Genomic DNA, 22,563 nt, shown 5'->3' with positions numbered 1-22,563 from the left:
CCCAGCAGGCGCCACCATTTGCCGCGTTCGCCCAGTTCGCCCAGGGTGCGGCGTTTGCCGCCGGTGACGCCGACCTGGAGCCTGCCGATGAGGTCGGCGGATGCTTCGGTGCTCATGCGACGTTCGCCTTTCTGATCTGGCGGTACAGCACCACCGAGATGATCACGAGAACGATGGTCATGATGAACGCGATCGCGACACCGGGACCGACCTGGTAGTTCTGGAACACGGTCTGGTACGCCAGCACGACCAGGGACTGGGTGGCGTTGACCGGGCCGCCTCCGGTGAGGAGGAAGATCGTCGGGAAGTCGTTGACGCAGAAGATCGTCATCAGGATCCACGACACGTAGGTGGTGCGGGCGATCATCGGCAACGTGATCTGACTGAACGTCTGCCAGGTGCCGGCACCGTCGACCTTGGATGCCTCGTACACGGTGGTGTCCACGGACGCGAGCGCGGAGGACATCATCATCATCATGAACGGGAAGCTGATCCACACCTTGAACACGCACACCGTGATCTGTGCCAGAAGCGGGTCGGCGAGGAAGAGGACGTTTCCGAGTCCGAGGGCGTGAGCCAGTAACGGGAACGGGGACTGCGGGGTCGCGACCAGCCAGTTCCACGACGTGGCGGACACGACAACCGGAACCACCCAGGGCAGAAGGAGCAGCACCTTCCACAACCCGGCCAACGGGATCCTGGTGCGCAGCAGCAACGCCAACCCGAGCCCGGCCGCCCAGGAGCCGAACACGCCCACGATCGTGAACACCAGGGTGAACAAGGCGGCATGCCAGAACCCGGGCTGCTGCACCACCGAGATGTAGTTCGTGAACCCGACGAACGCGCCCGAATCGATCAGATCCCCGTTGCGCAACGACTGCCACCCGGCATAGATCACCGGATACAGGTTCAACAACAACAGGAACAACAACGACGGGATCGCGAACAACAGGAACGTCCACACGTGCGAGATCGCACGCCCCCGCTTCCCCTTGGACGGGGCACGCCCCGGCCCAGCCACACCCACACCATTACGCGCCTTCTTCAACGCGCCGGCCACGGACTCGGTCGACATGACAGCCTCTCCTTCGACAGCTTCAAGAATGAAAACGGGTGGGCCGACGCTTCACGCGCAGGCCCACCCGCAATGCATCCTTACTTCATCAGTCCTTCGATGGCGTTCTGCAGCGTCGTCAGTGCACTCTTGGCATCCGTCTTACCACCGAGGATCGCCTGTGCGAAGGTGATCATCGGCTGGGTGCCGTCGACCGTGTTGGCGATGTTGTAGAACAGGCCCTTTCCGCCGGGCGCTGCCCAGGTGCCGTAGATCGGGTTCCATTCCTTCAGGATCTTCACCGTCACCGGGTCGGCCTTGAGCACCGAGGTGTCCGCGATCGACTTCAGCGGGGGAAGGCCGATGCCGGTCTTCTCCGTCCACAGCTTGGACATGTTCTGGTAGTAGTACGTGAGGAACGCCTCCGAACCCTTCTGGCTGGGGGTGTTCTTGTACATCATGATGTTGTTCGGGAAGTACAGACCGCCCTTGGTTCCGTGAGGGCCGGTCAGCGGGTCGCCCACCACCAGGTCGTTCGCGACGTCGCCGCCGACGCTGGCCGCGAGGCCGGCGCCATCCCAGCCGAAGCCGAACTTCTTCGCCTTCCACTGCGACTGCACGTTTGCGCTGGTGTACGTGGCGGCTGCCGGGTCGGAGTATCCGTTCTGCACGAGCTCGAGCACGTACTCCATCGCCTCGATGTTCCGATCGGTGACGCACTCCGGCTCCTTCTTCGAGTTGAAGAGGCCGCCGCCGTTGTTGATCATGAACGCCGTGAGGATGTGGCCTCCCGTGAAGTTGCCGGCCCCGCTGCCCAGGCCGAAACCGTAGACGCCGTTCTTCTTCAGCGCAGCACACACCTGCTTGTACTCGTCCCACGTCGTAGGCGGCTGGACACCCGCCTGCTGCATGAGGGTCTTGTTGTACCAGGAGCAGCGCACGTCGAGGTTGTACGGGACGGCCGCGTAGCCCTGATCGGTCTTCATGGTGTCGAGCAGGCCGGGGAGGAAGTCGTCCTTCAGCCCGTTGCTGCTCCACGAGTTGATCAGGTTGTCCGCGTAGGCGATCTTGCCTTGGTGGGCGAACTGGAACGCCTGCGTGCCACCGCCGGAGCTGACGGCAGGGCCCGTGTTCGAGGCGACCGCCGACGAGAACGTCTGCGTGAAGTTAGCCCACTGGATCTCCTGGTACGTGGCCGAGGGAAGACCGCTCTTCGGCTTGTAGGCCAGCGTGATCTTCTTGTCGAGCGGGTTGAACGCCGTGCCGCCCCAGGGCATGTTCCAGAACTTCAGCGGCTTGCCGCTTCCGCCCGTGCTGCCTCCGCCACCGCTCGAACAAGCGGCGAGGAGGGTCGTCGCGGCGACGCCGCCCGCGAGGCCGAGAAAGCCGCGTCGGGTGAAGGCTGCGCCTGTGGATTCCGATGCCATTATCAGATCCTTCCGTCCGCACGGCGCCGGGGCGTCGGGCGGAGATTCGTCGTTGAATGTCAGGTTGGTGCGGCGGTCGCGGCCACGTCTTTCCACGGCCGTCCTGTCATCTTTCAATCTTTTGTTGGACGTGTCAACATTTTCGTCGAGCCTCCCACGCGTGTCGTGACGAACTGAAATCAAGCTGTGATGAAAGTCGTGGGAGCGCTCTCACGGAGAGGCTATACGACAGATCCTCACGCGGCCAAAACGTTACCGAGCCGTTGTCGTCGACTCGCGAACGACGAGTTCCGTGGCCAACTCTTCCCGTGCAGAGCCCGTCGTCGCACCGCCTCTCAGGCGCAGCAGCATGCGCATCGCGGCGGCAGCCATCTCCTCGATCGGCTGCCGCACGGTGGTGAGCGAGGGTGTCACCCACGCCGACTCGGGAAGATCGTCGAAGCCCACGACGCTGAGGTCGCGGGCGATCTCGATCCCGGCACCCGCCGCGGCGCGGTACACGCCGAGCGCCATCTCGTCGGAGCAGGCGAACAGCGCCGTCGGCGGTGAACTCGAGCGGAGCATCCGTCGGGCGACCGCTTCGGCGGCGTCGCGATTCCAGTCGGCCTGCTGCACGCGGCGCTCCGGCAGCGGGATGCCCGACTGTTCGAGTCCCGCGCGGAACCCGTCGACCCGGGCACGGCCGTACCGGTAGTCGCCGGTGCCGGTCAGTACGGCGATGTCGCGGTGCCCGAGCGCGGCCAGGTGTGCCGCTGCCGCGTAGCCGCCTGCCCAGTCGGTCGTGCCGATGCTCGGGATGACCGACGCGGAGTCCGAGGACGGATCGAGGAGCACGAGCGGGATGCCGGCGGCAGCGAGCGTCTGCACCTGCGCCCTGCTCGGGGTGAGCAGCGCGACCGTGGCGCCGCGGGATCTGCGGGCCAGGAGCCGAGCGACCCAGTCCTCGCCGGCATCCTGCTGGGGTCGTGCCACCGTGACCACCACGTCGAGGCCGGCGGCCGCCGCTGCACGTTCCGCGCCGCTCAGCACCAGGTTCGCCCATGACCCGCTCACCTTGCTGATCACGAGGTCGACGAGTCCGCCGGTCTCGCGGTCACGGATGCCCGCAGCACGTCGCCTTCGCCGGTAACCCGTCTCGTCGACCAGCCGCATCACGCGTTCCCTGGTGGCGGCCGAGACATCCGAGCGGCCGTTGAGCACCTTCGACACGGTCGGGATGGTCGTTCCGGCCAGGCGAGCAAGCTCGGCCATCGTGACGGGGTCGCTCGAGCGCGCGTCGCCGTGCCGCCGGTCTGCAGTGGCCCCATCGCGGCGCGGTTCGCTCATGGGGTCATGCTAGGCCCGAGTTGCGCAACTTATGAAGACCCGGGAACGCTTGATTCACCGGGGTTGGCGATGCGAAGATCGGAGCGGGCGTGCCGAAACCTCGGTGCGACTTGCGCAAGTAGCCGCGATGGTCGGCTTCTTCGCGCGTTCGTCCACGCCTCATCACACGGTTCACATCCCACAAAGGAGTCGCGATGGCAGACGGCACACCCCGGCTGCGCGTCGGCATGGTGGGCTACGCCTTCATGGGCGCCGCCCACTCGCATGCCTGGCGCAATGCCCACCGGTTCTTCGACCTCCCGCTCACGCCCGAGCTCACGGCCATCGCCGGCCGGAACGAAGCCGCGGTCTCCGCTGCGGCCGAACGTCTCGGCTGGAACAGCGTCGAGACCGACTGGCGTCGCCTGCTGGAGCGGGACGACATCGATCTGATCGACATCTGCACGCCGGGCGACACGCATCCTCAGATCGCGATCGCCGCGCTCGAGGCCGGCAAGCACGTTCTGTGCGAGAAGCCGCTGGCGAACTCGGTGGCCGAGGCGGAGCGGATGACGGATGCCGCCAACGCGGCGGCCGCGAACCGCGTTTTCGCGATGTGCGGCTTCACGTACCGCCGTGTGCCTGCGCTGTCGCTGGCGCGTCGCTTCGTCGAGGAGGGCAGGCTGGGCGAGATCCGCCACGTTCGGGCCCAGTACCTGCAGGACTGGCTGAGCGACGAGAACGCCCCGCTCACCTGGCGGCTGGACAAGTCGAAGGCCGGCAGCGGGGCGCTCGGCGACATCGGCGCCCACGTCATCGATCTCGCCCAGTGGGTCACCGGGTCCGACATCGTCGGGCTTTCCGCCATCGTGAACACGTTCGTCACCGAGCGACCGGTCGGCGGCGACATGGTCGGGCTCGGCGGCACCGGCTCCAGCGACGCGGAGAAGGGACCGGTCACGGTCGACGACGCCGCGGCGTTCACGGCGCGCTTCGACAACGGATCCATCGGCGTGTTCGAGGCGACCAGGTTCGCGCTCGGCCGCAAGAACACGATCAGGCTCGAGGTGAACGGGTCGAAGGGGTCGATCGCGTTCGACTTCGAAGACATGAACGAGCTCGAGTACTACGACGGAACAGAGGACGCCGAGGTGCAGGGATTCCGTCGCATCATCGTTACCGACCCGGCGCATCCGTATGTGGCGAACTGGTGGCCGGCCGGACACGGACTCGGCTACGAGCACGGATTCACGCACCAGGTCGTCGACCTCGTGCGCGACATCGCCGCCGGTGTGCAGCCGCGCCCGTCGTTCGACGACGCACTACAGGTGCAGCGCGTGCTGGCCGCAGTGGAGAACTCGGCGGATGCCCGGTCCGCCTGGCAGACGATTCAGTAGTCCATCGTTCAGGTCGCAGTTTTCGTCGGCATAACAACGGAATTGCGACGAAAACTGCGACCTGAACGAGGAGAACGAGAAGAAGGAGGACGGACGATGACGCGTCCGATCACGCTGTTCACCGGTCAGTGGGCCGACCTGCCCTTCGAGGAGGTCGCGCGACTCGCCGGCGAGTGGGGATACGACGGGCTGGAGATCGCCAGCTGGGGCGACCACCTCGACGTGAACAAGGCGGCGAACGACTCGGCGTACGTGCAGAACCGGCTGGACATCCTCGAGCGCAACGGGCTCAAGGTGTTCACGATCTCCAACCACCTCGTCGGTCAGGCCGTGTGCGACGACCCCATCGACCAGCGGCATCAGGACATCGTGCCGCCGCACGTGTGGGGCGACGGCGATCCCGAGGGCGTTCGGCAGCGCGCTGCGGAAGAGCTCAAGACCACCGCGCGCGCCGCGGCAGCGCTGGGCGTGAAGACCGTGACGGGCTTCACCGGGTCGAAGATCTGGAAGACCATCGCCGGCTTCCCGCCGGTGCCCGAATCGATGATCGACGACGGATACCAGGACTTCGCCGACCGGTGGAACCCCATTCTCGACGTGTTCGACGAGGTCGGCGTGCGCTTCGCCCTCGAGCCGCACCCCAGCGAGATCGCGTTCGACTACTGGTCGAGCAAGCGCACCCTGGAGACGATCGGCAACCGGGATGCCTTCGGCTTCAACTTCGACCCGTCGCACTTCGTCTGGCAGCAGATCGACCCGGTCACGTTCCTGCAGGACTTCGCCGACAAGATCTACCACGTGCACTGCAAGGAGTCGGTGACGCAGCTCAACGGCCGCAATGGGCGTCTGGCATCCCACCTGCCATGGGGCGACCCGCGGCGCGGTTGGGACTTCGTCTCCACCGGGCACGGCGAGGTGCCGTGGGAGCCGATCTTCCGCACGCTGAACTGGATCGGCTACGAGGGCCCGACCAGCGTGGAGTGGGAGGACGCAGGCATGGACCGCCTGGTGGGCGGGCCCGAGGCGCTGCAGTTCGTGCGCAGGCTCGCCACGATCACCCCGCCGGCCGCGGCATTCGACGCGGCGTTCTCACAAAGCCGCTGATACCCAACCGAAAGCAGAAAATGACTGACGCAACACGTCGCGCCCTCATCGTGCGCGGCGGCTGGGACGGGCACGAACCCGTTCAGACCACCGACTCGTTCATCCCGTTCCTCGAAGAGAACGGCTTCGAGGTGCGCGTGGAGGAGTCGCCGGCGATCTACACCGACGAGGCCTACATGGACACCGTCGACCTGCTCGTGCAGATCAACACGATGAACTCCATCGAGAACAAGGAGATGGCCGGTCTCGACCGTGCTGTGCGCGGCGGCATGGGAATGGCGGGCTGGCACGGCGGCATCGCCGACTCCTACCGCAACACGGCCGACTACCTGCACATGATCGGCGGCCAGTTCGCGCACCACGCGAACCGAGCGCCGAAAGAGGAGCTGGCGGGCGAGCAGTCCGACAACTACATCCCCTACACCGTTCACATGACCGAGCTCGGCAAGGTGCACCCGATCACGGCGGGCGTCGAGGACTTCGACCTCGTCACCGAGCAGTACTGGGTGCTCAGCGACGAGCTGAACGACGTTCTGGCCACGACGACGCAGGCCGTGCGGCCGTGGGATGCCTGGCACCGGCCGGTCACGGCGCCCGCCATCTGGACGCGGCTGTGGGGAGAGGGACGCATCTTCGTCTCGGCGCCCGGGCACAAGCTCGAGGTCGTGAACGATCCGAACGTGCGCGGCATCATCGAGCGCGGCATGCTCTGGGCGGCACGCGGATCCGGTCAGCCCGCCCCGAGCGCCGCCGACGTCGAGTCCGGCGCCTTCACCGCCGCCAACGCGCAGGGAACGGGTGCGGGCGATGAGTGAGGCATCCGGTGTTCTGCGGCTCGGCGTCATCGGCGTCGGCAACATCAGCTCGCAGTACTTCACGCACATCCCGAACCTGCCGAACCTCGAGCTGGTCGCGGTCGCCGACGTGAACGAAGAGCGCGCCCTTCAGGTCGCGGCCGAGCAGAGCGAGGGCGGCAAGACCGTACGCGCGCTGACCGTCGACGAGCTGCTCGCGGATGACGGCATCGACGCCGTGCTCAACCTGACCATTCCGCAGGCGCACGCCGCCATCGGCATTCGCGCCGTCGAGTCGGGCAAGCACGTGTACGGCGAGAAGCCCCTCGCCCTCACCCCGGCGGAGGCGGAGCCGCTGCTCGCGCTCGCCGCGGAGAAGGGGCTCAGGGTGGGAAGCGCGCCGGACACCGTGCTCGGCACGGGCATCCAGACCGCGCGCAAGACGCTGGACGACGGCGCGATCGGTGAGCCGATCGCCGCGGCGATCCACTGGAGCGCTCCAGGTCACGAGCTGTGGCATCCGGCTCCCGCCTTCTACTACCAGCCGGGCGGCGGGCCGCTGTTCGACATGGGTCCCTATTACCTGACGAGCATCGTGACGCTGTTCGGTCCGATCGCCCGGGTCTCGGGCGTGGCCACGACGTCGTCGCGGCAGCGTTCGGTGGCGACCGGGCCGCTCGCCGGCACCGCGATCCCGGTGGATGTCGCCACTCACGTCAGCGCTCTGCTCGAGCATGAGAACGGGCTGACCACGACCGTGACGGTGAGCTTCGACGTGTGGAAGTCGCGCGCGCCGCTGTTCGAGGTGTTCGGTACAGAGGGCACCATGGCCGTGCCCGATCCCAACCGGTTCGACGGAGACGTGGAGATCGCGCCGGCCGCGACACGCGAGTGGCAGACGGTGCCGGTCTCCGCCGGCTGGGCCGACTCCGGCCGCGGATTCGGTCTGGCCGACATGGCCAGGGCGATCGAGACCGATCGGCCGCACCGGGCGAGCGGGGAGCTCGCGTTCCACGTGCTCGAGGTGATGGACGGCATCCTGCGCGCAGCAGCCGATCACAGCGTGGTCGAGATCGCCAGCACCGTGGACCGCCCCGCGCCCGTGCCGCTGGGCTCCACGCCCGCGACCTGGTAGGCGCCGCGGGCCGATCGTCGACGCCGCCCGCTGTCGCCGCCGCCGACGTTCATAACTCCTGCAGAACGCTGCACCTCCCGGGAGCGACCCGCGGAACCATGCGGCCGTCGCCAACGTGCCGGTCGTTCGAGCAGGAGTTACGGACGGGAATGGTCGGCCGGTGACAGGACGAATCGTTTCGACCCGCATGGCCGGACGCATCGGATGCCGCGCTAGTGTGATCGGGGAGCGCTCTCTCGAAGGCGTGACCCGACATCCGTTCAGCGCGGCATCCGTGCGTCATGCGCACCCCGTGCACACAGGCAGGAATGACATGGCTCAAGGTAGTGACGACTTCCGGGACAGCGGTCTGCAGTTCCCCGATTCGTTCGTGTTCGGCTCGGCGACGGCGTCGTACCAGGTCGAGGGTGCCGTCAAGGACGATGGCCGGCTGCCGTCCATCTGGGACACGTTCAGTCACACGCCCGGCAAGGTCTGGAACGGCGACAACGGCGACGTCGCTGACGACCACTATCACCGCCTCGAGGCCGACCTCGACCTGATGAAGCGCCTCGGACTGCACGCGTACCGGTTCTCGATCGCGTGGCCGAGGGTCATCCCGACCGGGCGCGGCCAGGTGAACCCGAAGGGCGTCGACTTCTACTCGCGGCTCGTGGACGGGCTGCTGGAGCGCGACATCACGCCGGTCGCGACGCTCTACCACTGGGATCTGCCGCAGGTGCTCGAGGACGAGGGCGGCTGGCCGAACCGCGAGACCGCGTACGCGTTCGCGGACTACGCCGCCGCCATTGGTGATCGATTGGGCGACCGCGTCGCGGTGTGGACGACGCTGAACGAGCCGTGGTGCTCCGCCTACCTCGGCTATGCGTCGGGCGCGCACGCGCCAGGGCGCACGAACGGAGCGGACGCCCTGCGCGCAGTGCACCACCTCAACCTCGCGCACGGACTGGCGCTGCAGGCTCTGCGCGCGACCGTCTCCAACGACGACGCGCAGTACTCGGTGACGTTGAACCTGCACGTGATCCGCCCGGAGGGCGACACCGGAACCGAGGCGGCACGGCAGATCGACGCGCTCGGCAACCGCGCGTTCACGCATCCGATGCTGAAGGGCGAGTATCCGGCCGACCTGCTCGAGGACACCAAGGCGCTGACCGACTGGTCGTTCGTGCAGCCGGGCGACCTGCAGACGATCAACCAGCCCATCGACATCCTCGGCGTCAACTACTACTCCACGAACCGGGTGCGGCTGTGGGACGGCAGGAGCGAGCGACAGCACGCCGACGGGCACAAGGATGTCGGCGCATCGCCGTGGCCGGGGGCCGACCGGGTCGAGTTCCTCGAGCAGCCGGGGCCGTACACCGAGATGGGCTGGAACATCGAGCCCGCCGGCCTCTACGACCTGGTCGTCTCGTTGCGCGACGAGTTCCCGCAGCAGCCGCTGATGATCACCGAGAACGGTGCGGCGTTCGCGGATGTCGTCTCGCACGAGGAGAGCGGTGCCGCTGTGCACGACGCGGACCGCATCGACTACCTGCGTCGCCACCTGACCGCGGCGCATCGCGCCCTGAAGGACGGCGTGGACCTGCGCGGCTACTTCGTGTGGTCGCTGATGGACAACTTCGAGTGGGGCTTCGGCTACTCCAAGCGGTTCGGCATCGTGCGCGTGGACTACGACACGCTCGAGCGCCTGCCAAAGGACAGCTCCGCCTGGTACTCGGAACTCGCGGCGACCCGGACGATCCCCGCGTGACGCAAGCGCTACAGGAATCGGCATCTGCGACACGAACAAGCTGTGGCGGATGCCGATTTGTGTAGCGGTCTGGTTCTGAGGCCAATAAGTTCGGTCGCCGAACGTGAATGCCGTTAGGCTGCCTCAGGTGACCGAAGCTCTCTCGGCGCCGTCGCCGGATGCCGTCCCAACGCGCCCCTCTCTCGGGAGCAATCTCGACGGCGTGCGGCAGCACAACCTCGGCGCAGTGCTACGGCTGGTGCATGGCATCGCGGGACGCTCCCGGTCGGAGCTCACCAGGGCGACCGGGCTGAGCCGCTCCACCATCGGTGCGTTGGTCGCTGAACTCGCCGCACTGGGCCTCGTCTCCGAGCAGGAGCCGCGGGAGTCGACGGGCGTCGGCCGGCCGAGTCCGATCGTCGTCGCCAACCCGAAGGTCGTCGTCGTCACGGTGAACCCCGAGGTCGACGGAGTCAACGTCGGACTGGTCGGACTCGACGGCACGGTGCACCGACGCGTGCGGCACGCGACCGCCGAGCCGCCGACCGCTGAGGAGGCCGCCCGCATCGTCGCAAACGTGCTGGAGGGCTTCAAGGCGCTGTTCGATTCGGGACTCCGGGCCACCGGCATCGGCGCGGCGGTGCCGGGAAGTGTGCGCGAGGCGGACGGCGTCGTGCGCATGGCCCCGCACCTGGAATGGGCCGACGAGCCGTTCGCCGCGCTCCTCGAAGAGGCGACGGGACTGCCGGCTCTGGTCGCCAACGACGCCAGCCTTGGTGCCAACGCGGAGCACCTGTTCGGCGCGGGGCGCGGCATCGGCGACCTCATTTACCTCAACGGCGGACCGGGCGGCATCGGCGGCGGTGTCATCACCCGCGCCCTTCCGCTGGCCGGAAGCTCCGGCTACGCCGGCGAACTCGGCCACACCCTGGTGAACTCCGGCGGGTCCCGATGTCACTGCGGCGCGATCGGATGCCTGGAGACCGAGGTCTCGCAGGCCCGCCTTCTCGATGTGCTCGGGCTTGACGACGCGGATGGGCTCGACGAGGCGATGGGCAGGCTCGACGGCGCAGGCCGCGCCGAGGTGGAGCGCCAGTTGCGCTACCTCGCGGTGGCCATCCGCAACGCGGTGAACATCCTCAATCCGCGGCGGGTGGTGCTCGGTGGATTCCTGGGCGTGCTGCTGGATGCCGCGCCGCAGGTTCTCGACGCCGCCGTGCGCGAGCAGTCGCTGACGGCATCCGCGGAGCAGGTCGACATCGTGCGCGCCGAGCTCGGCCCCGAGGTGCTCACGGTGGGCGCGGCGGAGCTCGCCTTCACGAGGCTCATCGCCGACCCCACTGCCCTGCACCGCTGACCCTCTGCTGGTTGAGTAGCGGTGCAGCCGCGTATCGAAACCAGGCCCTTCGCTCACTCGCGTGATCGAAGCCCCTCCCGAGTGGTCGAGCCGCGAAAGCCCCGCCTAGGCTGCCGCACATGATCATCACGCTCGCGCTCTCCGCCAGCCTCGACGTGACCTACGAGGTCGACGAGCTGAACGTCGGCGACATCACCCGGCCGTTCGCCGTCACGAGAGTCGCGGGCGGCAAGGCGCTGAACGTTGCAAGAGCGGCCTCCGCGCTCGGCGCAGAGGTGAGCACGCTGGCGGCACTGGGTGGCGCGACGGGGGAATGGGTCGCCGAGATGCTCGCGCAGGACGGCGTGGCTGCCACCGTCGTGCCGCTGCGCCGCGTGACGCGCACCTGCATCGCGGTGGTCGAGCGAGCCGAGTCTGCCACGAGCACCGACCTGTACGAACCCGCCACCGAGCTCGAACCCGACGAGTGGGAAGCCTATGCCGCGGCCGCCCGCCGAGCGGTCACCACGGCCAGCACCGGCGGTGGGCCGTGGGTCGCGCTCAGCGGGTCCGTCCCTCCCGGCGTGCCGCACGACGAACTCGGATCGCTGCTGTCCGAACTGCGTAGGAGAGGTGCCCGTGTCGTGGTCGACGGCTCGGGCGACGGGCTTCGCGCGACCGCCCCCGCCGCGGAGTTGATCAAGGTGAACCGGCGCGAGGCATCCGAACTCCTCGGCATCCAGCTGGAGACAGCGGCGGATGCCTGCGACCGGCTCCGCGAGCGTTACGGATGCGACGCCGTGGTCACCGATGGGGTCGCGGGGTCGTCCGCGCTGCTGGGGAGCATCCGCACGTCGGTGCCCGCGTCGGTTCGGCGCGGCCGATTCCCGGCGGGCAGCGGCGACGCGTTCCTCGGCGGGCTCCTTGCGGCGTTCGAGCGCGGTGACTCTGCGGAGGATGCGCTCGCCGCGGCCGCGAGCGCGGGGGAGCGCAACGCCCTCGTCGCAGGCCAGGGCCGTCTCGCCGCTGACTAAGCGTCACCCCCTGTTGTTGCCCAGCCGGCGTCCGCTAGACTGGTCTCGAATCGATTCGACGCCGCGCATCCGACACCCATTCATCCGACTCGGAGCGGCGTCGATTCGCGTCTCGATCCCTCTGAAGCACTCGCCGCGAACTCACGCAGAAGAACTATGTCTACCGCCACGAAACCCATCCCCGTCGTCTCCGCGTCCGACCGGTCCGAGCAGGACGACGCCGACTTCGTCGAAACGCAGACCTCGGGCATCCCGGTCGTCGGCATCACCGCCGGCATGCCGACGGGCGGCATCCCGACGATCGAGCCCGCGGCGCGCGGTCGCCGCTCGCCGCTTACCGCACCGGCGTCCGTCGTGCACCCCGGCGACGCGCTGCCGACGCGTAAGCGGCTCTCGTACATCCTGATCCTCGGCGCGCTCACCGCGCTCGGCCCCTTCACGATGGACACCTACCTGCCGTCGATGCCGAAGCTCGAGAGCGACTTCCACGTCTCGACCGCGATCATCCAGTTGACCCTTACCGCGACCACCGTCGGCTTCGGGCTCGGGCAGCTCATCGTCGGCCCGTGGAGCGACAAGGTCGGGCGCCGCATGCCGCTCATCCTCGCCACGGCCGTGCACATCCTCGCGTCGCTCGGAGTGGCGCTCGCGCCGAACGTCGAGCTGCTCAGCCTGTTCCGTCTGCTGCAGGGCCTCGGGGCAGCCGCGAGTGGTGTGGTCGCGATGGCGATGGTGCGCGACCTCTTCAGCGGGCACCGCCTGGTGACGATGCTCTCCCGCCTCGCACTGGTCAACGGCCTCGCCCCGGTGATCGCGCCCGTGCTCGGCTCGCAGCTGCTGCTGATCATGCCGTGGCGCGGCATCTTCTGGGTGATCGCCGCGTACAGCGCCGTGATGCTGACCTGTCTCATGCTCTGGATCGTGGAGACCCGGCCCATTCAGGCGCGTATCGCCGCTGGGCACTCGAGCGTGGGGCAGCGATTCAAGTCCGTGCTCAGCGACCGCATCTATGTCGGCATCGTCATCGTCAGCGCGATGAATTTCTCCGGGCTGTTCGCCTACCTGTCGTCGAGCTCGTTCGTCTTTCAGATGGTCTACTCGTTCGACGCTCAGCAGTACGGCGCGCTGTTCGCCGCGAACTCGGTCGGCATCATCATCGGCGTGCAGACGGCCGCGCGACTGGCCAAGCGGTTCGGGCCGCAGTGGGTGCTCTCGGTATCGACCGCGACGATGACCATCGCGGCCGCGCTGATCGTCATTCTCGGCAGCACCGGCTCCGGTGGCATCTGGGGCGTCATCGTCCCGCTCTGGTTCTTCATCGCCTCCTGCGGCTTCGGATTCCCGTGCGTTCAGGTGCTCGCGCTCAACGGACACGGTGCAGAGGCCGGCACTGCGGCGTCGCTGCAGGGCGCATCCAACTTCGCGATCGCGGGGCTCATCTCCCCGCTCGTCGGCCTGCTCGGCGTGGCCAGTGCTGCGCCGATGGGTATCGTGATGCTCGCCTGTTCGCTCGTGTCGGTCTGCTCCCTTTGGTTCGTGGTGCGGCCGCGCACCGTGCCGGCGCTCGCACACTGAGCCGGCACCTGAGGAACGACGAAAAGGAGAGCCGTGGCAGACATCCGTCCGTACCGACCCAGCGACCGGGATGCGATCTACGAGATCTGTCTGGGGACCGGCAGGTCGGGCAAGGATGCCACCGGCTGGCTCGAGAACGACGACGTGCTCCCCGACATCTACGCGCTGCCGTACGTCGACCTGGCGCCCGAGACGGCGTTCGTGGTCGATGTGGCCGGTCGCGCTCGTGGGTACATCCTGGGCGTCGCCGACACCGCCGCATTCGTCGACCGGTTGCGCTCGGAGTGGCTGCCAGGGTTCGAGGCGAAGTACCCGCTGACCGGTGAGGACAGCCCGACCCAGCGCTTCGTGCGCGACGGCCGGCGGCCGGAACGGATGCTCATTCCGGAGCTCGACGAGTACCCCGCGCACCTGCACATCGACCTGCTGCCCGACCTCCAGGGACAGGGCCTCGGGCGGATGCTTGTGCGCACGCTGACGACGGAACTGCGGTCGCGAGGGGTGCCCGGCCTGTGGCTGGAGTACGGAGCCGACAACGTGGGTGCCGGCGCGTTCTACCGGCGCCTCGGCTTCGCGCCGCTCCCTTCCAGCGCCACGGGGACTCGCGTCGGGCTGAGGATCGACACCGTCGACTGACCTCGGTGCCGCTCACATCCAGGTGAGCAGCGGGATCCGCTCGAACCAGTACAGCCATCCGGGCTGCGTCGAGCGCAGCTCGGACAGCGTCACGGATTCCTCCGGACCGACGAGCGGACGATCCAGCACATCAGCGAGGTCTTCCATGTCGGCGCGGGACCAGTACTGCCCCCGCAGCCGAATGCTCGGCACGCCCGCGCGATCGAGGATGAAGAGGTTCGGCTGCGTGTCGAGCGCGTTGTCGCGGTAGATCTCGACGAGACACAGTGCACCGATCTCGCGCTCCGGGATCTCGGAGACGCGCCCGAGGAAGCCCCGCTCCCGCACTCCCTCGGGGGAGACGACCACCTTCGTCCGGCGGAATTGCAGCACGGCGAGGATCGCGACGACGGCCACGAGCACGTGCACGGCGAGCGTGATCTGCCATCCGCCACTCCCGATCGTCAGCCAGTACGCCACGGCGAACAGCGGAGTGGTCAGGGCGAGCGCGGCGATGACCCCGCTGGCGAGCAGGTGCCGATGCGGACGCAACACGTGTGTCTCGGTCGTCATCACCTGCTCGGAAAGCACAAAGCTCCTCCGCCTCGCTGGGGACTTGCATTCAAATAGGGGCCGCTCTCGAAACGGCCGTGGTCGCGGACCTGGGGTCCACGGCGATGGGCGGCGGCTCAGGCGCCCGATCGCGTCGTCGCCGCTCGAGCCGGTGCCATCCGCATGAGCGCGACGTTGAGGGCCACACTAGCGACATTCGCCCGTGGATAGAACCCCCATTCCGCCCCGCAACACCTCTGAGCGCGCGCATCCGTGAAATCGATGCCCGGAACCGGCGGAATCGGATGCCGCGCTGACACTGGCGCATCCGACCGGGTAGGTTGGAATTCAGGCACCGACGGCTCGAGGTGCCGGCAGACTGGGAGTGTTCCGGATGAATGTGGTCGCGTTGATCGTGTCGGGAGTGCTGTTCCTCGGCGGCATGGCGCTGATGGGCTATGCGCCCGAGGCCACCGGCTGGGAAGGCCTCACGTTCTTCGGCGGGATCATCGCCATGGCGCTCTCGTTCTGGATCCCGATGACGGTGCTGACGAAGCTCGACTGAGGACTGAGCCGAGAGCCGAGCGAGCTTGCTCGCTTGGCCGAGGCGATGGAGTCAGTCGGAGCGCGAAGCGCGAACACTGACCTTCGTGTCGAAACCGGCGACCGCCGTTCGACGTCTCCGTGACGATGCGTAAGTGCTCGTCACCGGAAGCAGAGAGGGACGACACATGGCCGAGTACTTCATCGCGATCAGCGGAAACGAGCAGCGGTGGGATGCGATGACCGCCGACGACTGGGCCGCCATCGACGAAGGACACCGCCGCTTCCGGGAACAGGCGGGCACGGCCATCCTGGCCGCTGGACAGCTCGAGGGTCGCGGCGACTGGACGACGGTGCGTGCCTCGAGCAGCGGCGAGCCCACCGCGGTGGACGGGCCGTTCGCCGAGACCAAGGAGATGCTGGGCGGCTTCTACCTCATCGACGTGCCCGAGAAGGCGGATGCCATCGCGCTCGCGAGCCTGCTGGCGGAGACTCGCGCAGACCACAGCGGCGTCGAGGTCATCCCGCTCGTCGTTCGGTGAAGACCGCCGCGACCTCCGGGATCGCGGCGATGTACCCGTCGAGCAAGCGCTCCGCGGTCGTCACCGAGTCCACGAGCGGATGCAGCGCGAACGCGAGCAGCGCCTCGTCGCGGTCCCCGGTAGTCGCGGCGCGGATGACGTGTCGCTCGACATCCTTGAGCTGCAGCATGAGCCCCAGCTGGTGCGCGTTCGGGGCGGCGGTCGCCAGTGGATGCGTGCCCCCGGCATCCACGAGCGAGGGCACCTCGACGACGGCGTCGTCGGGCATGCCGGGGATCGCGCCGCGATTGCGCACGTTGAGGATCATCGTCGAACGCTCGTTGCGGCTGATCGCGTGCATGACGTCGAGCGCCACTCCCGCGTATCCCTGCATGACGGGGTCGAGGTCTGAGAGCGGCGCGCGCGCCGGGGCATCCTGCGTGCCGCCCTTCGCCTCCGCCATGTAGCTCGCGTCGCGCCGCGCGACGGCAGCCCGCCAGCGCTCGACGGCTGAGCCGGCCTCGGTGGCCAGCCCGTGGAAGAACTCGTCCTGTGTCTGGGCGAGGAAGTCGCCCCTGGTGAGGCCGGAGGAGAGCACGTTCTGCACGGCGTCGCGATTGAAGTAGTAGTAGTACAGGTACTCGTTCGGGATGGCGCCGAGTGCCTGGATCCACTCCGCGCCGAACACCTCGCCCTCTTCGAGCGACTCCAGGCGTTCGCCATCGGCCAGGAGCGCCGGCAGCACGTCGACGCCGTCGTAGAGCAGGCGGCGCATCCAGCCGAGGTGATTGAGCCCGAGGTAGTCGGGCTGCAGGCGGTCGAACTCGAGTCCGAGAAGCGTCGCCGCACGGCGCACCAGACCGGACGGGGTGTCGCAGATGCCGAGCACGCGGTCGCCGAGTATCGGCTGCAGCGACTCGGTGATGATGCCGGCCGGATTCGTGAAGTTCAGCAGGTACGCGCCCGGCGCGTACTCGCGGATCACTTCGGCGTAGTGCCTCATGACGGGGATCGTGCGCAGCGCATACGACAGGCCGCCCGGCCCCGTCGTCTCCTGCCCGAGCACTCCCAGGTCGAGTGCGACGTGCTCGTCGTGCCGGCGACCGGCGATCCCGCCGACCCGGATGGCCGCGAACACGAAGTCCGCGTCCTCGATCGCCTCACGCTCATCCATCGTCGTGACGACACGCGGGGCATCCGTGCGTCCCTGAGCCAGCTCGTCGAGGATGCGGCGGATGCCGTCGAGCTTGTCACGGTCGCTGTCGAGAAGGGCCACCTCGGTGACGCGCTGCGGGCCGATGTCGCCGAGAAGCGCTTGGTACACGAACGGCGTGCGGAATCCTCCGCCGCCGAGGATGGCGAGCTTCATGCGACGATCACCGTTCCGCCTGCCTCCGTGCAGAGCCTTGTCGTGTTCGGATTCGCTCCCTCAGTGGTCACGAGCGTGTCCACGTCGGCCAGCGAGCACAGCCGCAGCGAGCCCGTGCCCGGGAACTTGCGGTCGGATGCCATGAGCACGCTGCGATCGGCGACCGCGAGCATCCGCTGCTTGATCGGTGCCTCGACGGCCATGTCGTCGACCACCGAGCCGTTCTCCCGAACGCCCGTGCAGCTGAGGAACGCGATGTCGGCGCTCACCTGGTCGAGTGCGCTCTGCGCCAGCGATCCGACGAGACTGCGGTAGTTGCGTCGGAAGACCCCGCCCAGCAGCACGAGTCGCACGGCCTCGTCGTCGCGCAGCTCGTCGAAGGCGGCGACGTTCCCGGTGATGACGGTGACCGGGCGCCCGCGCAGGGCTCTGGCGACGAACGACGTCGTGGTGCCGATGTCGAGCAGCACGACCTGGTCGTCTGCGACGAGGTCGGCCGCAGCCCTGCCCATCGCCGCCTTGAGGGATGCCTCGGTGTCGTCCCCCACCGTCCACGGGTCTTCGAGGCGCTCCGGGTCGCCCGGCTGAACCGAGGTGGCCCTCGGCTGAACGACCGCGCCGCCGTACGTGCGCACAAGCTCGCCGTTCTCGTCGAGCCGCTGCAGATCGCGGCGGATGGTGGACTCGCTCACGTCGAGACGTTCGGCCAGTTCACGCACGGAAGCGGACCCGTCGACGGCAAGTGCGTCGAGGATCCGTGTACGCCGGGCCTTCGAAATCATGGGCACGAGTTTATCCGCCGGATGACCGAGTTTGCGTGAATCGCGCAGGAAGAGACCAGGAAGACGGGGCAGAACCGAGCTGAACGAGCGGTAACGGTTTGAGAAAATGTCCTGACATCCCTTGACCGGGGGGCATATCGCGCGCCTATGCTCAAAGCCAGTCAAAGAATGTCACATTCCGCGCGATCAGTTCCGCAATGCGCACCCGAGTGGAGAAGCACGCACGTGGAAGAGCAGAGGTTCGCACCGAGCGCAGGCATCGAAGCCGCCCCGGCGGGGATCGACGCGGCCTTCGGCGGTCGGCTCTACTGCGACCTGGTGTTCGCCGACGTCCCGGTGCCCGGTCCTGGGCAGGAGGTGCACGCATCCGACTTCGTGCTCACCGTTGGCGGTGTCGCGACGCGCGCCATCGCAGCTGCTCGGCTGGGGATGGATGCCGGCATCGTCGCGGTGCTCGGCACGGATCCGGCCAGCCGACTGGTGCGCTCGCTGCTGGAGAGCGAGCCGGGGCTGAGTACCGACTGGGTCGAGGAGCATCCGTCGGCCCGGGTTGCGGTCACGGCCGCCATGACCGAGGGCAGCGACAGGAGCTTCGTCACGTACGAGGACGAGGCGTCCGCCATGCCTGCCGTGCTCCGCGGCGACGTGCCCGTCGCGGGCTGCTGCCAGGTCGACCTGGCCGATGCGGAGGCGGACTGGGTCGTGCGGATGCGGGCGGCTGGCGCCCGTGTCTACGGCGGAGTCGGCTGGGATGTGACCGGCGCATGGGACGGCAGCGACCTGGAGCGCCTGAAGAACGTGGATGCGTTCATCCTGAACGAGGACGAGGCGCTCGCCTACACGCACAGCGACGACGTCGAGGCGGCGGCCCGAGTGCTGGCGCATCGGGTCGGTCTCGTCATCGTGACGCTCGGTGCGGACGGAGCGCTCGCTGTCGACTCGGGAGGCGGCCGCGTGACCCGCGTCTCAGCACCGCGCGTCGCGGCGCTGGACCCGACGGGGGCCGGCGACGTCTTCACCGCGGCGTTCATGGTGGCCGAACAACAGGGCTGGTCGCTGCCGACCGCTCTGCGGTTCGCCACGATGGCCGCCTCGGTATCCGTCCGCTCGCTGGGCGGAGCATCCAGCGCACCTCGTCGCGAGGATCTCGCGGCGGCGCTGCCGGCAGAGCTCCCTGACGAGCACTGGGAACCGATCGCGGCATGGGGCGCCCAGCACACCACGACACGACACATCACCATCACAGGCGAGGAACCGGCTTGGGGCACTCGCCACCCGGAGGCAGGAGGACAGCGATGAAAACAACACGACGGAGAGTGATGGCGGGAGCCTTGGCGGCCACCGTCGCACTTGCTCTCGCGGGATGCGTGCAGAGCGCGAATCAGGCGCCGAGCGGCAGCAGCTCGGGGTCCAAGCACACGCTCACGGTCTTCGTCAGCGCAGACACGAACATCCAGGACCTGTGGCAGAAGACGCTGATCCCCGCCTTCGAGAAGGCGAACCCGTCGTACACCGTCAAGGTCGACTTCGATCTGCACGGCGTACACGACCAGCAGACCGTGGCCAAGATCACCGCTGCCACCGTGCAGAAGCGGGACCCGGGCTACGACATCGTCGACGCCGGTTTCGTGCAGCAGCTGTCCACGAGCGGACTGCTCGCGACCGCGACGCCGAAGCAGATCCCGAACCTCTCCAAGGTGCCCGAGTCGATCCGCCAGCCTGGCGGGGCGAACTCGGTGCCGTACCGGGCGTCATCCGTTCTTCTCGCGTACAACAGCGACAAGGTCTCGTCGCCGCCGAAGACGGTCGACGACCTGCTCGCCTGGATCAAGGCGAACCCCGGCAAGTTCACGTACTGCTCGCCCGCGTCCGGCGGTAGCGGCGGCGCGTTCGTGACCACAGTGCTCGACAAGTCGATCCCGTCGGCCGACCGCGCCAAGATGGTCACCTCGTACGAGCCCAACCTCGAGACCGACTGGAACGCGGGCTGGGCGACACTGCGCAGCCTGAACCCCTACGTGTATCAGCAGGGCGTCTACCCGAACGGCAACAACCAGGTGCTCGACCTGCTCTCCAGCGGCCAGATCCTGATGGCGCCGGTCTGGTCCGACCAGTTCACCTCCGGGGTGCAGAGCGGTCAGATCCCGAAGAACATCAAGGCGACCCAGACCACGCCGTCGCTCACCGGCGGGGCCTCGTACCTGGGCGTTCTCAAGGCGTCGCCGCGGGCGAAGGATGCCTACAAGCTGCTGAACTGGTTGCTCACGCCATCGGCGCAGGCATCCATCTCCGAGTCGGTCGCCGGTTACCCGGTGATCCCGCTGAAGGAGCTGCCGCAGTCGATCCAGACCGAGTTCGCCAACGCGCAGATCGACAAGCTGCGCCCGACGTACCAGGCACAGATGAACAACGACATGAACCAGCAGTGGTCTCAGCAGGTGCCCGGCAAGTGACGGTCTCCACCGCGCGTCGCTCGAGAAGCGACACCAAGAGCCTCGGGGTCAAGCGCACCCCGAGGCTCTCGGTGGCCGGGTTCCTCATGGCCCTGCCGCCGATCGTGCTGGTCGTGCTCTTCGTCGGCCTACCGGTCATCCTCGCGCTCGGGTTCAGCCTCGGCTTCACCGGCGGCCTCAACACCGTGGTCTCCTTGGTGGGACAGCAGGTGCACAAGGCGACGGACTGGTGGGGAACGCTGGCGGCATGGGCCGACGTCTTCGGCGACACTCAATTCCTCACGAACCTCGCGGTCACGGTCGTCGTCACGATCGTGAGCGCCGTGCTCGTGCTCGGCATGTCTATCGGTATCGGCCTCTACCTGCGCATGCGGGGCGGCTGGTTCGCCACGCTCCTGTCCGGTCTCGCCGTCGTTCCGCTGTTCATCCCGGTGGTCATCGCGTCGTGGGCGATCCTCACGTTCTACGCCGGCGACGGTTTCATCCGCAGCGTGTTCGCCTCCGTCGGCCTCGTCGGCCCGACGTGGGGCTACACGGTCGTCGCGATCGTCATCGGCTCGGTGTGGACGTCGCTGCCGTTCGCGGTGCTGATGATCTCCTCGGGGTTCCAGTCGATCCCGGATGCCATGATCGAGGCCGCGCAGGACGCCGGCGCCTCCCGCGCGCGTATCGCGTTCAGCATCCTGATCCCGATGTCGTCGGTGCCGATCGTGATCGCCTCGACGTTCACCGCGATCGGCGTCATCGGGTCGTTCACGGTGCCGTACTTCACCGGTCCGAACGCCCCGACCATGCTCGGTGTGATGCTCACGAGCTACTTCACCGCGTTCAACCGGCCGCAGCAGTCGATCGTGATGGCGTTCACGATCTTCATCGTCGCGGCCGCGATCGGCGCGTTCTACGTATGGGCGAACTTCCGCAGCGCCAAGGAACAGGGGAGGGCGTGATGAGCGCGGTCACCGATCGCACGACGCCGCCGGTCGAACGCGACCGGTCGGAGCCTCAGCTCCAGGAGCGCAGCCCGCTGATGAGCCGGATCGCCGGCAGAACGCTCATCGTGCTGTTCTCCGCGTTCATGATCCTGTTCATCCTCGGACCGCTGGCGTGGTTGGCCGTGCACGCGTTCGCCACCAGCTGGACGTTCCCGAACCTGTGGCCGGACGGCTGGACCTTGCACTGGTTCGGCACCGTCTTCAGCGACCCGGGCCTCGGCGCGGCGGTGCAGAACTCGCTCGTGATCTCGCCGATCGTGGTGCTGTGCTCCGCTGTGATCTGCCTGCCTGCCGCGTACGCGTTCGCCCGGCATGAGTTCTTCGCCAGGCGTACGTTCTTGGTGGGGCTCTTCGCGACGAACGCGTTCCCGAAGATGGGCCTGTTCGCGACCCTCGCGTCGTTGTTCTACGCGCTGAACCTGATGAACACGGTGGTCGGCATCGTGATCGTGCAGCTGCTGGGCACCATCGTCTTCATGACGTGGATCCCGGCAGCCGCGTTCTCGGCCGTGCCACGCAGTCTCGAGGAGGCGGCGCGCGACGCGGGCGCATCCAAGCTGCGGGTCTTCTTCCGGATCACTCTTCCGATGGCGCTGCCGGGCATTCTCGTCGCCATCGTGATGTCGTTCCTGGCCTCGTTCGACGAGGCGCAAGGCACGTACCTGGTCGGTGCGCCCGACTACTTCACGATGCCGACCGAGATGTACACGCTGGTCTTGAACTACCCGAAGCAGGTCGCGGCTGTGTTCTCGATCCTGCTGTCCATTCCGTCCGTTGTCCTCCTGCTCGTCGCCCGTAAGCACATCATGGGTGGACAGCTGGCAGAGGGCTTCCAGATCAGATAGA

At 67.8% G+C, this 22,563-nt stretch carries 21 protein-coding genes; 15 read left to right on the top strand and 6 right to left on the bottom strand.

The genetic code is table 11. The annotated features are described in order from the left end of the window. Nucleotides 1-112: 112 nt before the first annotated feature. From ACTHNC_RS16905 to ACTHNC_RS16895, 3 genes are all read right to left on the bottom strand, one after another. Nucleotides 113-1,075 (bottom strand): carbohydrate ABC transporter permease, encoded by a 963-nt coding sequence (locus tag ACTHNC_RS16905; protein WP_440295788.1) that lies wholly within the window; start codon nt 1,073-1,075, stop codon nt 113-115. An 80-nt stretch (nt 1,076-1,155) separates the two neighbouring features. Then, nucleotides 1,156-2,481 carry an ABC transporter substrate-binding protein gene (locus ACTHNC_RS16900; RefSeq protein ID WP_440295787.1) on the bottom strand — a complete coding sequence of 442 codons (1,326 nt, stop codon included), beginning with the start codon at nt 2,479-2,481 and terminating at the stop codon, nt 1,156-1,158. 252 nt (nt 2,482-2,733) lie between these two features. Beyond that, nucleotides 2,734-3,807, bottom strand: a complete 1,074-nt coding sequence (locus ACTHNC_RS16895) for a LacI family DNA-binding transcriptional regulator (RefSeq protein ID WP_440295786.1) — start codon at nt 3,805-3,807, stop codon at nt 2,734-2,736. A gap of 194 nt (nt 3,808-4,001) precedes the next feature. Between ACTHNC_RS16895 and ACTHNC_RS16890 the strand changes: the two genes are divergently transcribed. The 9 genes from ACTHNC_RS16890 to ACTHNC_RS16850 all read left to right on the top strand — a co-directional run bounded on the left by ACTHNC_RS16890 (nt 4,002) and on the right by ACTHNC_RS16850 (nt 14,526). Then, the gene (locus tag ACTHNC_RS16890) at nt 4,002-5,183 is read left to right on the top strand and encodes a Gfo/Idh/MocA family protein (protein ID WP_440295785.1); all 1,182 of its coding nucleotides are present in this window, start codon (nt 4,002-4,004) and stop codon (nt 5,181-5,183) included. Between the two features lie 96 nt (nt 5,184-5,279). Next, nucleotides 5,280-6,287, top strand: coding sequence for a sugar phosphate isomerase/epimerase family protein (locus tag ACTHNC_RS16885; RefSeq protein ID WP_440295784.1), 1,008 nt, complete (start codon nt 5,280-5,282; stop codon nt 6,285-6,287). 20 nt (nt 6,288-6,307) lie between these two features. Next, nucleotides 6,308-7,102, top strand: a complete 795-nt coding sequence (locus ACTHNC_RS16880; protein ID WP_440295783.1) for a ThuA domain-containing protein — start codon at nt 6,308-6,310, stop codon at nt 7,100-7,102. Further along, a complete protein-coding gene (locus ACTHNC_RS16875; RefSeq protein WP_440295782.1) occupies nt 7,095-8,216 on the top strand; it encodes a Gfo/Idh/MocA family protein in 1,122 nt (373 codons plus the stop codon). Before ACTHNC_RS16880 ends, ACTHNC_RS16875 begins: the two co-directional genes overlap by 8 nt. A 313-nt stretch (nt 8,217-8,529) precedes the next feature. Next, a complete protein-coding gene (locus ACTHNC_RS16870) occupies nt 8,530-9,966 on the top strand; it encodes a GH1 family beta-glucosidase (protein WP_440295781.1) in 1,437 nt (478 codons plus the stop codon). Nucleotides 9,967-10,093: 127 nt separating this feature from the next. After that, nucleotides 10,094-11,302 carry an ROK family transcriptional regulator gene (locus ACTHNC_RS16865; protein ID WP_440295780.1) on the top strand — a complete coding sequence of 403 codons (1,209 nt, stop codon included), beginning with the start codon at nt 10,094-10,096 and terminating at the stop codon, nt 11,300-11,302. A gap of 119 nt (nt 11,303-11,421) precedes the next feature. After that, on the top strand, nt 11,422-12,315 hold the full coding sequence (locus ACTHNC_RS16860; protein ID WP_440295779.1) for a 1-phosphofructokinase family hexose kinase: 894 nt from the start codon (nt 11,422-11,424) through the stop codon (nt 12,313-12,315). Nucleotides 12,316-12,471: 156 nt separating this feature from the next. Continuing rightward, nucleotides 12,472-13,890, top strand: coding sequence for a multidrug effflux MFS transporter (locus ACTHNC_RS16855; RefSeq protein WP_440295778.1), 1,419 nt, complete (start codon nt 12,472-12,474; stop codon nt 13,888-13,890). Between the two features lie 33 nt (nt 13,891-13,923). After that, nucleotides 13,924-14,526: a GNAT family N-acetyltransferase gene (locus ACTHNC_RS16850; RefSeq protein ID WP_440295777.1), complete on the top strand. Its 603-nt coding sequence runs from the start codon at nt 13,924-13,926 to the stop codon at nt 14,524-14,526. 12 nt (nt 14,527-14,538) lie between these two features. Here ACTHNC_RS16850 and ACTHNC_RS16845 read toward each other — a convergent pair whose 3' ends face one another. Continuing rightward, complete coding sequence (locus ACTHNC_RS16845; RefSeq protein WP_440295776.1) at nt 14,539-15,078, bottom strand: hypothetical protein; 540 nt, start codon at nt 15,076-15,078, stop codon at nt 14,539-14,541. A gap of 373 nt (nt 15,079-15,451) precedes the next feature. Here ACTHNC_RS16845 and ACTHNC_RS16840 point away from each other — a divergent pair, with 373 nt between their 5' ends. Further along, on the top strand, nt 15,452-15,622 hold the full coding sequence (locus ACTHNC_RS16840; RefSeq protein ID WP_440295775.1) for a hypothetical protein: 171 nt from the start codon (nt 15,452-15,454) through the stop codon (nt 15,620-15,622). 166 nt (nt 15,623-15,788) lie between these two features. Continuing rightward, nucleotides 15,789-16,142: a YciI family protein gene (locus tag ACTHNC_RS16835; RefSeq protein ID WP_440295774.1), complete on the top strand. Its 354-nt coding sequence runs from the start codon at nt 15,789-15,791 to the stop codon at nt 16,140-16,142. On the opposite strand, the gene ACTHNC_RS16830 is transcribed toward ACTHNC_RS16835, so the two are convergent. Beyond that, entirely contained in the window at nt 16,120-17,490 is a 1,371-nt protein-coding gene (locus ACTHNC_RS16830) for a 6-phospho-beta-glucosidase (RefSeq protein ID WP_440295773.1), read from the bottom strand. The genes ACTHNC_RS16835 and ACTHNC_RS16830 overlap by 23 nt on opposite strands. Beyond that, nucleotides 17,487-18,272: a DeoR/GlpR family DNA-binding transcription regulator gene (locus tag ACTHNC_RS16825; RefSeq protein WP_440295772.1), complete on the bottom strand. Its 786-nt coding sequence runs from the start codon at nt 18,270-18,272 to the stop codon at nt 17,487-17,489. Before ACTHNC_RS16825 ends, ACTHNC_RS16830 begins: the two co-directional genes overlap by 4 nt. Nucleotides 18,273-18,497: 225 nt before the next feature. Here ACTHNC_RS16825 and ACTHNC_RS16820 point away from each other — a divergent pair, with 225 nt between their 5' ends. Genes ACTHNC_RS16820 through ACTHNC_RS16805 form a run of 4 tightly spaced genes read left to right on the top strand, consistent with a single transcriptional unit; the run spans nt 18,498 to nt 22,562 of the window. Then, nucleotides 18,498-19,571: a carbohydrate kinase family protein gene (locus ACTHNC_RS16820; RefSeq protein ID WP_440295771.1), complete on the top strand. Its 1,074-nt coding sequence runs from the start codon at nt 18,498-18,500 to the stop codon at nt 19,569-19,571. Then, entirely contained in the window at nt 19,568-20,725 is a 1,158-nt protein-coding gene (locus ACTHNC_RS16815) for an ABC transporter substrate-binding protein (protein WP_440295770.1), read from the top strand. Before ACTHNC_RS16820 ends, ACTHNC_RS16815 begins: the two co-directional genes overlap by 4 nt. Further along, nucleotides 20,722-21,672, top strand: coding sequence for an ABC transporter permease (locus tag ACTHNC_RS16810; RefSeq protein WP_440295769.1), 951 nt, complete (start codon nt 20,722-20,724; stop codon nt 21,670-21,672). Before ACTHNC_RS16815 ends, ACTHNC_RS16810 begins: the two co-directional genes overlap by 4 nt. Further along, nucleotides 21,672-22,562, top strand: a complete 891-nt coding sequence (locus ACTHNC_RS16805) for an ABC transporter permease (RefSeq protein WP_440295768.1) — start codon at nt 21,672-21,674, stop codon at nt 22,560-22,562. The genes ACTHNC_RS16810 and ACTHNC_RS16805 overlap by 1 nt, the downstream gene beginning before the upstream one ends. Nucleotide 22,563 lies beyond the last annotated feature (1 nt).

Origin of the sequence: Humibacter sp. (assembly GCF_051954055.1) — a bacterium.
Classification (GTDB): Bacteria; Actinomycetota; Actinomycetes; order Actinomycetales; family Microbacteriaceae; genus Humibacter.
The sequence above is the reverse complement of the archived record's forward strand: the minus strand, read 5'-3'. Positions and strand labels throughout refer to the sequence as shown.